Origin of the sequence: Pseudomonas baltica (assembly GCF_014235765.1) — a bacterium.
In the GTDB taxonomy this organism is placed as follows: Bacteria; Pseudomonadota; Gammaproteobacteria; order Pseudomonadales; family Pseudomonadaceae; genus Aquipseudomonas; species Aquipseudomonas baltica.
Window position 1 is genome coordinate 59,528 of the sequence record NZ_JACMYH010000007.1, and the last position, 12,528, is coordinate 72,055.

Annotated in this window: 11 protein-coding genes; 7 read left to right on the forward strand and 4 right to left on the reverse strand. The window is 66.5% G+C overall.

The window, feature by feature from the left end; genetic code table 11:
* Window positions 1-186: 186 nt before the first annotated feature.
* From cobJ to cobG, 4 genes are read right to left on the reverse strand one after another with little or no spacing between them, the layout of a single operon-like run.
* Complete coding sequence (gene cobJ, locus H7993_RS18595; RefSeq protein ID WP_185795279.1) at window positions 187-1,878, reverse strand: precorrin-3B C(17)-methyltransferase; 1,692 nt, start codon at window positions 1,876-1,878, stop codon at window positions 187-189.
* On the reverse strand, window positions 1,878-2,609 hold the full coding sequence (locus H7993_RS18600; protein ID WP_185795280.1) for a precorrin-2 C(20)-methyltransferase: 732 nt from the start codon (window positions 2,607-2,609) through the stop codon (window positions 1,878-1,880). The genes cobJ and H7993_RS18600 overlap by 1 nt, the downstream gene beginning before the upstream one ends.
* The gene (locus H7993_RS18605) at window positions 2,609-3,235 is read right to left on the reverse strand and encodes a precorrin-8X methylmutase (protein WP_122796485.1); all 627 of its coding nucleotides are present in this window, start codon (window positions 3,233-3,235) and stop codon (window positions 2,609-2,611) included. Before H7993_RS18605 ends, H7993_RS18600 begins: the two co-directional genes overlap by 1 nt.
* Window positions 3,228-4,745: a precorrin-3B synthase gene (gene cobG / locus H7993_RS18610; RefSeq protein WP_185795281.1), complete on the reverse strand. Its 1,518-nt coding sequence runs from the start codon at window positions 4,743-4,745 to the stop codon at window positions 3,228-3,230. The genes H7993_RS18605 and cobG overlap by 8 nt, the downstream gene beginning before the upstream one ends.
* A gap of 42 nt (window positions 4,746-4,787) precedes the next feature.
* Between cobG and cbiE the strand changes: the two genes are divergently transcribed.
* The 7 genes from cbiE (at window position 4,788) to urtA (ending at window position 12,377) form a co-directional block, all read left to right on the forward strand.
* Entirely contained in the window at window positions 4,788-5,996 is a 1,209-nt protein-coding gene (gene cbiE / locus H7993_RS18615) for a precorrin-6y C5,15-methyltransferase (decarboxylating) subunit CbiE (RefSeq protein WP_185795282.1), read from the forward strand.
* Complete coding sequence (locus H7993_RS18620; RefSeq protein ID WP_185795283.1) at window positions 5,989-7,086, forward strand: cobalt-precorrin-5B (C(1))-methyltransferase; 1,098 nt, start codon at window positions 5,989-5,991, stop codon at window positions 7,084-7,086. Before cbiE ends, H7993_RS18620 begins: the two co-directional genes overlap by 8 nt.
* Window positions 7,083-7,805, forward strand: coding sequence for a cobalt-precorrin-6A reductase (locus H7993_RS18625; protein ID WP_185795284.1), 723 nt, complete (start codon window positions 7,083-7,085; stop codon window positions 7,803-7,805). The genes H7993_RS18620 and H7993_RS18625 overlap by 4 nt, the downstream gene beginning before the upstream one ends.
* A gap of 140 nt (window positions 7,806-7,945) precedes the next feature.
* Window positions 7,946-8,428: a copper chaperone PCu(A)C gene (locus H7993_RS18630; RefSeq protein ID WP_425312036.1), complete on the forward strand. Its 483-nt coding sequence runs from the start codon at window positions 7,946-7,948 to the stop codon at window positions 8,426-8,428.
* A 4-nt stretch (window positions 8,429-8,432) separates the two neighbouring features.
* On the forward strand, window positions 8,433-8,867 hold the full coding sequence (locus H7993_RS18635) for a DUF2946 domain-containing protein (RefSeq protein WP_185795285.1): 435 nt from the start codon (window positions 8,433-8,435) through the stop codon (window positions 8,865-8,867).
* A 224-nt stretch (window positions 8,868-9,091) separates the two neighbouring features.
* Window positions 9,092-10,453 carry a PepSY-associated TM helix domain-containing protein gene (locus tag H7993_RS18640; protein WP_185795286.1) on the forward strand — a complete coding sequence of 454 codons (1,362 nt, stop codon included), beginning with the start codon at window positions 9,092-9,094 and terminating at the stop codon, window positions 10,451-10,453.
* Between the two features lie 658 nt (window positions 10,454-11,111).
* Window positions 11,112-12,377 carry an urea ABC transporter substrate-binding protein gene (urtA, locus tag H7993_RS18645; RefSeq protein WP_122480324.1) on the forward strand — a complete coding sequence of 422 codons (1,266 nt, stop codon included), beginning with the start codon at window positions 11,112-11,114 and terminating at the stop codon, window positions 12,375-12,377.
* Window positions 12,378-12,528: the final 151 nt, after the last annotated feature.

Genomic DNA, 12,528 nt, shown 5'->3' on the forward strand with positions numbered 1-12,528 from the left:
GGCGTCACACGCGGTACGTCAGGAAATGCGCGGTGCAGCCGGACGCGGCTTGCGCCGCTGCTACAGGGCTGACGCGAGCCGCGTCGGCGTCATACGCGGTACGTCAGGAAATGCGCGGTGCGGCCGGACGCGGCTTGCGCCGCTGCTACAGGGGGCGTTCGGCGGCGGTTGGTGTTCGTTTGTAGATCAGGGCTTGGTGCCGTACCAGCGAGGGGTGTATACCCAGGTGCCGCCTGCGGCCTTGGCGAAGGTGCAGGTAGTGGAAGAACCCACCAGCACCATGGTGCGCATGTCCACTTGCTCAGGCGTCAGCTCGCCCAGCGTGATGACCCGCAAGGTCTGGCCGGGACGGCCGATGTCGCGGCCCAACACGACGGGGGTGGCAGGCGTGCGATGCAGGCGAACGATGTCCAGCGCCTTGCCCAGTTGCCACGGCCGCGAGCGGGAAATCGGGTTGTAGAACGCCAGGGCCAGATCAGCCTGACAGGCCAGGTCCAGGCGCTTCTCGATGATGGCCCAGGGTTTGAGATTGTCGGACAGCGACAATACGCAAAAATCGTGGCCCAGCGGTGCGCCGGCCTGGGCCGCCGTGGCCAGGGAGGCCGAGACGCCTGGCAGCATCTGCAGCTCTACCGCGTGCCAACTCGGGTCGGCGGATTCGTGCAGCGCTTCCAGCACCGCAGCCGCCATGGCGAACACGCCGGGGTCACCGGACGACACGACCACCACCGAGCGACCCTGAGCGGCCAATTCGAAGGCGTGCCGGGCACGCTGCATCTCTTCGCGATTGTCGGTGCAGTGCAGCACCTGATCGGCGCGGAACGGGCCGGCCATGCGCACGTAGGTCTCGTAGCCCAGAATATCGTTGGCACGCGCCAGCTCCGTCTTGACCGCCGGGACCATGAGGTCGGCGGCGCCGGGGCCCAGGCCGATGACGGCCAGACGTCCGCGCGGCCGGCCAATGCCCGACAGGTCCAGTGGCTGCTCGGCCATGGCGACTGCCATGTGTTCGCCGATCGCCACGGGCGACGACTGCGGCACCGCGTGGCCGGCCATCTGCACCAGCGAGCCTTGTGCCGGGGCAAACCGCAGCGGCACGCCCAAGTCGGCGGCAGCATCGTGCAGCGCAGAATCGGCCATGGCACCCTCGTCCGCCAGCAGGCACGCCAGTGATGGCAGGGCAATACGACGGCCCTGCAGTGCGTCACGCACGGCCTCCGCCAAATGGGGCAACGCTGAATTCACCGCCACCAGCACGTTGCGCGGATGGATGAGCAGTTCGTGGGCAACCGGTGCCCGCGCCTCGCTGCCAACATGAATGGCCAGGCGCGCCTGTGCGTCTTCGGGCAGCCGTGCGTCGGCCAGCCAGGGCGCGGCGCCTTCGACGCGCACCCGCTCACCGGCGAGCAGGTCGGAAACGAAGCGCTTGCCCAGTTCCAGATCGGCCAGGGAATAGCCGCTGGGCGGGTTGAGCAGGCAGGTACCGAAGCGCAGCTCGCCGCTGGTGGTGATCGCGGCCGCAACCCCCAGGCCTGCGCCAATCTCGCGAGCCAGCACGTTGACCCCGGCCAGGCCACCCAACAGCGGCACCACCGCGCTGCCATCTTCGGCCACGGCCAGCACCGGCGGTTCGGCGCCCTTCTCCAGCAGGAGCGGCGCCAGGCAGCGGATGACGATGCCCGCCGCGCACAGGGCAATGATCGGGGTGTTCTGCCGATACAACTGACGCAGGGTAGCGCCGAAGTCCTGATAACTGCGCTCGACACCGGTCACGCGCTCGGTCAGCCCGTGGATCAGCGCCTGTGGATAGAGTTGCTGCAGGCGCCGCGCGGTGGTCAGGGCGCCGCTGCCGAGAATGACGATTGCTGGGGCGTTCATCAGCCTTGCCACCTCTCACCCGGAACGATGATCAAGGAAAAATAGGGCGACGAGGTCGGATCGACCTCGGCCAGGGGGACGATCTTCTGGTTGGCCATGGTGGCGCGCTCGACATACAGGGCGCGCTCGGCCAGGCCCAGTTCGATCAGCACCTGGCGGACCTTGGGAAAGTTGCGGCCCAGCTTCATGATCACGGCGGCGTCGGCGTCGGCCAGGCGACGCTTGAGGTCGTCCGCCGGCAGCACGCCCGAGAGCACCGAGAGGCTCTGGTTGCGATACACCAAGGGTGCGCCCAGCACCGAAGCACCGCCGAGCATCGAGCAGACGCCAGGGATCACCTGGGCTTCATAGCGTTCGGCGAGCCGGTCGTGCAGGTACATGTAGGAGCCATAGAAGAACGGATCCCCCTCGCAGATCACCGCCACGTCGCGGCCGGCATCCAGGTGCTCGGCGACGTCCAGGCTGGCGGTGTCGTAGAAATCGCTGATGACCTGTTCATAGGACAGCGGCGCGGGCAGTGCCTCGGTGGTCACCGGGTAGACCAGCGGCAGCAAGGTTTGCAGAGCCTGCAGGTGGCCCTCGATGATGCCGAAGGCATTGCCCTTCTTGCCCTTGGCGACGAAATAGGCCACCACCGGCGCCTCGCGCAACAGGCGCAGCGCCTTGACGGTGATCAGTTCGGGATCGCCCGGGCCTACGCCCAGTCCCAGCAGACGGCCACGCGGTTGCATCACTCGACCTCCGTGGCCAGTGCATTGACCGCGGCGGCGGCCATGGCACTGCCACCCTTGCGGCCTTCGACGATGACGAACGGCACGCCACGGCTGTCCGCCGCCAGCATGGCCTTGGACTCGGCCGCGCCGACGAAACCGACTGGAAAGCCTAGGATCAGGGCGGGCTTGGGCGCGCCGGCATCGATCATGTCGAGCAGGTGGAACAGCGCGGTCGGCGCATTGCCGATGACCACGACCGAGCCTTGCAGATGGGGCCGCCACAGCTCCAGCGCAGCCGCCGAGCGGGTGTTGCCCAAGGCTTGGGCCAGGGCTGGCACGCTGTCGTCCTTGAGGGTACAGATCACCTGGTTGTTCGCAGGCAGTCGGGCGCGGGTGATGCCTTCGGCGACCATGCGCGCGTCGCACAGGATCGGCGCGCCGGCGGCAAGGGCGTCGCGGCCGGCTTTGCCGGCGCCGGGCGAGAAGCGCAGGTCCTGGACGACATCGACCATGCCGCAGGCGTGAATGACCCGTACGGCGAGCTTTTCCAGGTCTGCGGGGATCTGATCCAGCTTCGCTTCGGCACGAATGATGGCGAAGGAATTGCGATAGATCTCCTGACCATCGCGGATGTAGTCAATCATGGGTGTCGCTCCGTGAGCGGTCGCGCAGCAGGGCAGCGGCCGCATCCAGTGAAAGATGGCGCGCGAGCAGAGTCCCGAATCCGGGTCGTTCGGCGTCGCGCAGATACAGGTCATAATGGCCGGCGCTACTGGCCAGCAGGGTCGCCGGGGCGACATGGGCCGCGGCGCATGAACGTGGGCAGCCGCTCAGATGTACGCTCAGCGGCGCCCGCGCAGGCAGCAAAGCGGCGAGGCGAACGGCATCCGCCTTGGTGTCGGCCAGGCCCTTGGCACAGCCGCTGGCGCCCGTGCAGGCGATCATGGCCGCCAAGGGCTGTTGCGGCCCGGTGATGAAGCCCAGCTGGGTCAGGGCCTGGAGCACGGGTTCGGGATCGCGCAGGTCAGGTAACAGCAGGCCCTGCCACGGGGTCATGCGCAGGGTGCCGTTACCGTGTTCGCGAGCGAGCTGGGCGGCGCCGCGCAGCATGGCCGGGGTCAGCCGGCCCAGGGGAGCCAGGGTGCAGATGAAGCTCAGGCCCGCTTGGCGCTGTGGCTGGATGCCCAGTTTGAAGGTGGCCAGCGGCCTGCCCAGTGGTGCAGGGCAAACAGGCAGACCCAGGGTGCTGAGGAATGCCTGGGTAGTGTCAGTGGCGGCCTCTTCGCGGGCAGAGCCCGCTCCCACAGGTGCAGCAATCTTGCCTGCCTTGGCTGTGGTGGCTGGCATGCTGGTATCAGCGACGAGGATCCTGTGGGAGCGAGGCGGGCGGCTGAGCCCTCTGCCTGCGAAGAAGGCGTCGGCAAGCAGATCGCGCATTCGCGTGTGTTCAGGGCGCGCCAGTTCGAGGAAGCGGTCCAACACCGCCACCACCAGGGCATGGCCTTGGTCAAAAGGCACGGCGCCCACGGCAGGGTCGCTCCCGGGACAGCCGGCCAGGCCGAACGCCCACCAGCATTGCCCATCACGTTCGAAGGCCGACAGCCACAGATCGTGGTGATGCTCGAGCATCGCCAGGCGCTCGCCGCCGTGCAACTGCACCGCGAACTTGGCCGACAGCGCATGGAAGCGCGGCTCGGTTTCCAGGCTGTGGATGACCTGGGCCGCCAGTGGGCGCGTGTCGACGACCTGTTGGGGGTCGATGCCGGCGGTGGGGCTGAGCATGACATTGCGCACGTCGTCACCGGCTGCGTCCCGTGGACCCAAGCCAGCCTGCAGCAAATGCTCGATCAAGGCCTGATGACGTTCACCGATACCCCGAATCTGCAGATTGCTGCGGTTGGTCGCCTCGATCGTCCCCTGAGCGAACCGCTCGGCGGCTTCGGCCACCGCTTCGGCCTGGTCGGCACCCAGTTCGCCACCGGCCAGTTTGATGCGGCAGATCCCCCCGTCCAATGCCTGCACGATACGCAGCAACCCCGGACACGCCGAGGGGCGGACAACGTTCGAGGTCTTGTTCAAAGGGGCACCGGACACGCGCGAAAAACCACTGGAATGGGTAAGGCGCGGTATTATGCCTGCTTTGGCCGAAGGCATGAAAAGTCTGCCCGTCGGAATAGCTTTGTATGAGGGATATTCATGTCGGCCTGGCTGACCCTGGTAGGTATCGGTGAAGACGGATTTGCGGGCCTGGGCAAACAGGCACGATGTGCATTGTTGAGCGCGCGGCGCATCGTCGGCTCGCCCCGCCAGCTCGAACTGCTGCCGCGCTGCGTCGTCGGTACCCGCGTTGCCTGGCCCAGCCCGTTCAGCCTCGATGCAGTACTGTCCGAGCCCGGCGCGGCGGTCTGCGTGCTGGCCAGTGGTGATCCGATGCTCTATGGCGTCGGCGCCAGCCTGGCGCGGCAGGTCCCGGCTGCGCAGATGCACGTATTGCCCTCGCCGTCCTCCTACTCTCTGGCCGCTGCTCGTCTGGGCTGGGCCCTGCAAGACGTGGTGACCCTGTCGGTGGTCGCCCGTCCGGTCGCGGCGCTGGCTGCACACCTGTACAGCGGCCAGCGCCTGTTGGTCTTGAGCAACGATGGGGCAAGCCCGCAAGCCGTTGCACGGTCGCTGCGCGAGCGCGGCTTCGGTGCCAGCCGCATGACCGTGCTCGAACACCTGGGGGGGCCCGGCGAACGTCGTATCGACGGTACCGCCAACGATGACTTCAGCGAGATCGCCGCGCTCAACCTGATCGCCCTCGAATGCCAGGCAAGCCCGGACGCTCCGCGGCTGTCCCCCTTGGCCGGCCTGCCCGACACTGCCTTTCGCCACGATGGCCAACTGACCAAGCGTGACATTCGCGCGGTGACCCTGGCACGCCTGGCACCCCAGCCGGGCGAGTTGCTGTGGGACGTCGGTGCCGGCTCTGGCTCGATCGGCATCGAATGGATGCGTGCCCACCGCAGTTGCCGCGCCATCGCGGTCGAATCCGACGAGGGCCGCCAGGCCTTGATCGAACACAACCGCGATGCCCTCGGCGTGCCGGGCCTGCAGCTGGTGCGCGGTCGGGCGCCGCAGGCCCTGGCCGGGCTGGCCACGCCTGACGCGATCTTCATCGGCGGTGGCGTCACCCGCGAAAACGTCCTGGCCGACTGCTGGGCAGCGCTCAAACCCGGTGGCCGTCTGGTGGCCAACGCGGTCACGCTGCAAAGCGAACTGGCGCTGGTGCAGTGGCGCGAGCACCACGGCGGCGAACTGACCCGCCTGCACATTGCCCAGGCCTGCCCGTTGGGCGAGTTCGACACCTGGCGCCAGGCGCTGCCGATCACCCTGCTCGAAGCGGTCAAACCCCTCGATGCGTGAAGAAACAGCGGAACAGCCGGCACCACTGCGCAGCGGCCTGACCACCGGCAGTTGCGCCACGGCCACCAGCCTGGCCGCCGCGCGCCTGTTGCTCGGCGGTGGCGCCAGCGATGCGGTGCATATCGTGTTGCCCAAGGGCAAGCAGGTGTCAATGCGCCTGGAGTTCTGCCGGCTGAATGCCGACGGCGCTGAAGCCGGTACGCTCAAGGATGGCGGCGATGATCCGGATGTGACCCACGGCGCCTTGCTGTACACCCAGGTGCGTCTGCTCGATGAGCCCGGCATCCATTTCGTGGCTGGCGTCGGCGTAGGCACGGTCACCCGGCCAGGGCTGGTGCTGGGTGTCGGTGAGCCGGCGATCAATCCGGTGCCGCGGCGGATGATCGGCGAGCACCTGGCGCGCTTGGCCGAGGAACATGGCTACGGCGGCGGCTTCGAGGTCACCGTCAACGTCGAGAACGGCGCTGGCCTGGCGCTCAAGACCATGAACCCGCGCCTGGGCATCCTCGGCGGGTTGTCGATCCTGGGCACCAGCGGTATCGTACGGCCGTTCTCGTGCGCCGCTTACATCGCCTCCATTCATCAAGGCATTGATGTGGCGACCACCAACGGCTACCGGCACATCGCCGCGTGCACCGGCAATGCCAGCGAGGACACTATGCGCCAGGTCTACGCGTTGCCCGAGATCGCCCTGATCGAGATGGGCGACTTCGTCGGTGCGGTACTCAAACATCTGCGCAAGGTGCCCGTGGACAAACTCAGCCTGTGCGGCGGTTTCGGCAAGATCAGCAAGCTGGCGGCCGGACACATGGACCTGCACAGTCGTCATTCGAGTATCGATCTGGCACAGCTGGCGGGTTGGGCCAGCGACGTCGGCGCAGGCAGTGACCTGCAAACGCGGATTCGCGCGGCCAACACCAGCCAGCAAGCCTTGGCCCTGGCCCATGCCGAGGGCGTGAAGCTGGGCGATGAGGTCTGCCGCCATGCCTGGCAATTCGCTCGCAGCGTGGTACAGGATCGGGTTCAGGTGGAGGTGTTCGCCATCGATCGCCAGGGCGGGATCGTCGGGCAGGCGGGGGTGAGTCCATGAAGCGCATCCTGCTGCTGGGTGGCGTGACCGAGGCCCTGGCGATCGCGCGGACCCTGGGGCCTGAACATGTCTACAGCCTGGCGGGCGTGGGCCGCGTGCCGACCGACCTGCGCTGTCAGGTGCGCGTCGGTGGGTATGGCGGTGCCGAAGGGCTGGCAGCCTACATTCGTGGCGAGGGCATTACGCTGCTGGTGGACGCGACTCATCCCTATGCGGCGCAGATCAGCGCCAATGCTGCGAAGGCGGCGGGCCTGGCCGGCATCGAGTGCTGGGCCTTGCGCCGTCCGGCCTGGGCGCCTCAGGCGGGTGACGACTGGAGAGAGGTGGTCGACTGGGCTGAACTGGTGCAGGTGCTGGCACCGTTCCAGCGACCACTGTTTACCCTGGGTCGCGAACCCCTGCAGCACCTCCACGAGATCCCGCCGCATCAGCATTGGACCCTGCGGGCGCTGGACCCCTACCCAGGCACGGCGCAATGCGAGGTCATCGGCGCCCGTGGTCCCTTTTGTCTGGACGCCGAACGCGCCTTGTTCGCCCAGCGCAGCATCGACGTGCTGATCAGCAAGAACAGCGGCAGCGGCGCGACCGAACCCAAGCTGCAGGTGTCGCGGGAGATGGGGTTGCCGGTGTTGGTGCTCAAGCGCCCGGCGCTGCCTGCGGTGGATCGCATGTTCATGGATGCGGCGTCATTGCTGGTGCAGATGAATCGCGGCGCCTGATGACGCGGCTTGCGCCGCTGCTACAGAGCATTGCGGTGCCTGATGATGCGGCTCGCGCGGTGGACCAGATTTATTGCGTATGCCGCCGACGCGGCTCGCGCCGCTGCTACAATGGCGGCTTTCGTATCGGGGTGTCTGCGATGAAAAGGTTCTGGTCTGCCTGTGTGCTCATGCTGCTCGCTGCCGCCGCGCAAGGCGACGTCCGTCAATACAAGGCGGGTGATCTGCTCATCGTCGAACCCTGGTCCCAGGAACTGCCACCCGGCTCGCCGACAGCGGCGGTGTACTTCGAGCTGCGCAACCGCGGGCTCGACGACGACACGCTGACCAGCGTCGACACGCCCATCGCCGCAGAGGCGCAGCTGCATCAGCACATCAACCAGGACGGCATGATGAAGATGCAGCGGGTCCAGGGTGTCACCGTTCCGGCGAGCGGCCACGCGGTCTTCGCGCCGATGGCGTTTCACGTGATGCTGCTGGATCTCAAGCTGAGCAGCCCATTACAGGCCGGCCAGCACTTTCCCGTGACGCTGCACTTTGCCAAGGCCGGTGATTTCGTGGTGGAGGTACAGGTGCTCAAGCAGGCGCCCGCGCAGGAAGAGGCCACCGAGCATGCGCATTGACTGAATGAATGCCCTGAGCGCCAAGCGCACTCCTTCCACGCCGTCTGCCAAGGCGCGCGCCAGCTGGATCAGCCTGTTCGCGATGCTGATGATATTCATCGGCCCGCTGATTTCCCAATCCATGCCGATGGACCACAGGATGTCCGGCGTGGCGCTGGGCAGCGCCGTGCCCGCCATAGACATGCCCGCCATGGACCACGCCGCTCACGACGAGCACCATGGCAGCGGCGCGAGCGGCGGCGATCTGCACGCACTGATGGAAAAGTGCGGTTACTGCAGCCTGTTCTTCCATTGCCCAGCGCTGCCTCAGGCGCTGGCCATTGCGGGGGCGAATGCGCAGCGCCCGCACAGTGTATTCATGGCCGAGCCCCGCGCGGGGCACGCTACACAGGCGGTGTTCCTCGGCGCGCGCACGCGAGCGCCGCCTGCGTTGGTTTGAGCTTCCACGCCAAACATACACACGCTTGTGCGTTGTCAACGCGGGCCTCTTCGCGGGTAGATGGCTCGCCGCCCGCCCCGCTCCCACAGTGGGCGTTGCTGATCCTGCGAATGTTTTCGCAGGCAAGGCTCGCTCCCACGCGGGGGCGTGGTTGACCTGTGGAAGGGGACGGGCAGCGCATGGGGCCTTGTTGAGTACACGATAAGTCGGAACACGCCTTCTCCATGAAAACCTCTTTCTACAACCTTGCCTGGCGTTGGCATTTCTACGCCGGGCTGTTCGTCGCGCCGTTCATGATCCTGCTGGCGCTGACCGGAATCATCTACCTGTTCAAGCCACAGCTGGACCCTTGGATGTACCGTGACCTGCTGGTGGTGCCGGTGGCCGAACAGCGCCTGAGTGCCGATGAATTGCTGGTGCGAACCCACAACGCCTACCCGCGTGGTGCCATCGGCCAGTACCTGCCGCCCAGCACCGCCGAGCGCAGTGCTCAGTTCGTGGTCCATGCCGATGGCCGCGAACTGAATGTATTCGTCAATCCCTACACCGGCGAATTGCTGGGCGCGCAGGATGCCAAGTGGAACCTGCAGGCGGTGGCCAGGGCGCTGCACGGCGAATTGATGATCGGCACCCTCGGCGACCGGCTGATAGAGCTGGCCGCCGGCTGGGGCATTGTGCTGGTGATCTCCGGCCTGTACCTGTGGTGGCCGCGCGGTACCGCGGCCAGCGGCGTGCTCTGGCCGCGCTGGCGCAGCCGTGGCCGGGCGCTGTGGCGCGACGTCCATGCGGCAGTCGGTTTCTGGGGCGCGGCGTTGCTGCTGGTCATGCTGCTCAGCGGCATGACCTGGACCGGTTTCTGGGGCAAGCAGTATGCCCAGTTGTGGAACCAGTTCCCTGCCGCCATGTGGAACGATATGCCCACCTCCGACGAGCAGGCTGGCAAACTCAACCAGGCCCACCGGCAGACCGTGCCGTGGGCCATGGAACACACGCCGATGCCACAGTCCAGCGGCGCGCATGCCGAACACATGGCTCATGGCGAGCACGTGCATGCCCCGGCGGCGCCGCAGATCAGCCTGCAGAGCGTGGTCGATACAGCGGCGCGATTGCAGGTGGAGCCGGGCTACAGCATCACCTTGCCGACCACCGCGAGCGGCGTGTTCACCGTGGCGGTATTCGCCGACGACCCACGCAACGACGCGACCCTGCACATCGATCAGTACAGCGGTCAGGTTCTGGCCGATGTGCGCTGGGCACATTACGGCCTGGTCGCCCGTGCTACCGAAACCGGCGTGATGCTGCACGAGGGCAAGATGTTCGGCCCGGTCAATCAGATCATCGTGCTGCTGGTGTGCCTGATGATCCTGCTCAGTTCGGTCAGCGGCCTGGTGATCTGGTGGAAGCGCCGGCCACAGGGCAAGCTCGGTGTACCGCCGCTGCGCCATGATCTGCCGCGATGGAAGGTGGCGGTCGGAGTGATGGTTGCGGTGGGCGTGCTGTTTCCGCTGGTGGGCCTGTCCTTGGTGCTGGTTTGGGTGGCGGATTGGGTGCTGCTGCGGGTGCGGCCTTCGGTCGAAGCTGTCTGAGCCATCCTGCATACATTTGCGGTGCGCCCGGACGCGGCTCGCGCCGCTGCTACAGGGGATTCGCGGTCCCAGCAGCGTCGGCGCAAGCCGCGTCGGCGGTGCACGCGATCCCGTAGCAGCGTCGCAAGCCGCGTCGGCGGTGCACGCAATCCCGTAGCAGCACCGCAAGCCGCGTCGGCGGTGCACGCAATCCCGTAGCAGCGGCGCAAGCCGCGTCGGCGGTGCACGCGATCCCGCAGCAGCGGCGCAAGCCGCGTCGGCGTTGCACGCAATCCCGCAGCAGCGGCGCCAGCCGCGTCGGCGGTGCGCGCAATCCCGTAGCAGCGGCGCAAGCCGCGTCGGCGGTGCACGCAATCCCGTAGCAGCGGCGCAAGCCGCGTCGGCGGTGCACGCGATCCCGTAGCAGCGGCGCAAGCCGCGTCGGCGGTGCACGCGATCTGCCTGGTGGGTCGCGCACGTAGTCCGGCGCACCAATACCACTCAACCCTGCGCACCATCCTGCCAGTCGAGCACCAGCACGGTGCGCGCCGCTGCGTTGCCTAAGCTCAACCGGCACGTATTGCGCCCCTGCGCGACTCCGGCACACCCCTTGCAATACTCCAGCGAGAAGTCCCCACCTGCCGCACCGGAACGACATTCCGTACATGGAGATTGCACAATGAAGCGTCGCAGCTTGATCAAGGCGTTCACCCTTTCCGCATCGATCGCTGCCATGGGTTTGTCCTGGACGATCCAGGCTGCCGAGACCATCAAGGTCGGCATCCTGCATTCGCTGTCCGGCACCATGGCCATCTCGGAGACTTCGCTGAAAGACATGGCCTTGATGACCATCGACCAGATCAACGCCAAGGGTGGCGTCAATGGCAAGATGCTCGAGGCGGTGGTGGTGGACCCGGCGTCCAACTGGCCGTTGTTTGCCGAGAAGGCACGGCAGTTGATCACTCAGGACAAGGTGGCCGTGGTGTTCGGCTGCTGGACGTCGGTGTCGCGCAAGTCGGTGCTGCCGGTCTTCGAAGAACTCAACGGCCTGCTGTTCTACCCCGTGCAGTACGAGGGTGAGGAGATGTCGCCGAACGTGTTCTACACCGGTGCGGCGCCCAACCAGCAGGCGATCCCGGCGGTCGAATACCTGATGAGCGAAGACGGTGGCGCGGCCAAGCGCTATTTCCTGCTGGGCACCGATTACGTCTACCCACGCACCACCAACAAGATTCTGCGCGCCTTCCTGCACTCCAAGGGCGTCGCCGACAAGGACATCGAAGAGGTCTACACCCCGTTCGGTCACTCGGACTACCAGACCATCGTCGCCAACATCAAGAAGTTCTCGGCAGGCGGCAAGACTGCGGTCATCTCCACCGTCAACGGCGACTCCAACGTGCCGTTCTACAAGGAACTGGCCAACCAGGGCCTGAAGGCCACCGACGTACCGGTGGTGGCCTTCTCGGTCGGCGAAGAAGAGCTGCGCGGCATCGACACCAAGCCGCTGGTGGGCAACCTGGCGGCATGGAACTACTTCCAGTCGGTGGAGAACAAGGAAAACACCAAGTTCGTTGCTGACTGGAAAGCCTACGCCAAGGCCAAGAACCTGCCGAACGCCGGCACCGTGGTCACCAATGACCCGATGGAAGCGACCTACGTGGGCATCAACATGTGGGCACAGGCCGCCAACCAGGCCAAGTCCACCGACGTCGACAAGGTGCGTGAGGCCATGGCCGGGCAGACCTTCGCCGCGCCGTCGGGCTACACCCTGACCATGGACAAGACCAACCACCACCTGCACAAGCCGGTGATGATCGGCGAGATCGAGGACAACGGTCAGTTCAACGTGGTGTGGCAGACCAAGGAGCCGATCCGCGCCCAGCCATGGAGCCCGTACATTCCTGGCAACGACAAGAAGCCGGATCATGCGGTGAAGAGCAACTGATCCACGTGGCCGCGAAGGGGCGGCGCGGTGCGTCTGGTAGACCGCAGCGCTCTCTTCGCGGCCGATGACCGCTCCGACGGTGGACCGCGAGTTTTCTGTAGGAGCGGTCTATGGCCGCGAAGGGCTATCGCAGTGCAGCTGATAGAGCGCA

Coding starts and splice junctions, on each gene's coding strand:
- H7993_RS18605 (WP_122796485.1), bottom strand. CDS start 3,235: ATGATTGACTACATCCGCGATGGTCAGGAGATCTATCGCAATTCCTTC.
- H7993_RS18640 (WP_185795286.1), top strand. CDS start 9,092: ATGAAAACCTCTTTCTACAACCTTGCCTGGCGTTGGCATTTCTACGCC.
- cobJ (WP_185795279.1), bottom strand. CDS start 1,878: ATGAACGCCCCAGCAATCGTCATTCTCGGCAGCGGCGCCCTGACCACC.
- H7993_RS18620 (WP_185795283.1), top strand. CDS start 5,989: ATGCGTGAAGAAACAGCGGAACAGCCGGCACCACTGCGCAGCGGCCTG.
- H7993_RS18625 (WP_185795284.1), top strand. CDS start 7,083: ATGAAGCGCATCCTGCTGCTGGGTGGCGTGACCGAGGCCCTGGCGATC.
- cobG (WP_185795281.1), bottom strand. CDS start 4,745: ATGCCTTCGGCCAAAGCAGGCATAATACCGCGCCTTACCCATTCCAGT.
- H7993_RS18630 (WP_425312036.1), top strand. CDS start 7,946: ATGAAAAGGTTCTGGTCTGCCTGTGTGCTCATGCTGCTCGCTGCCGCC.
- H7993_RS18635 (WP_185795285.1), top strand. CDS start 8,433: ATGAATGCCCTGAGCGCCAAGCGCACTCCTTCCACGCCGTCTGCCAAG.
- cbiE (WP_185795282.1), top strand. CDS start 4,788: ATGTCGGCCTGGCTGACCCTGGTAGGTATCGGTGAAGACGGATTTGCG.
- urtA (WP_122480324.1), top strand. CDS start 11,112: ATGAAGCGTCGCAGCTTGATCAAGGCGTTCACCCTTTCCGCATCGATC.
- H7993_RS18600 (WP_185795280.1), bottom strand. CDS start 2,609: ATGCAACCGCGTGGCCGTCTGCTGGGACTGGGCGTAGGCCCGGGCGAT.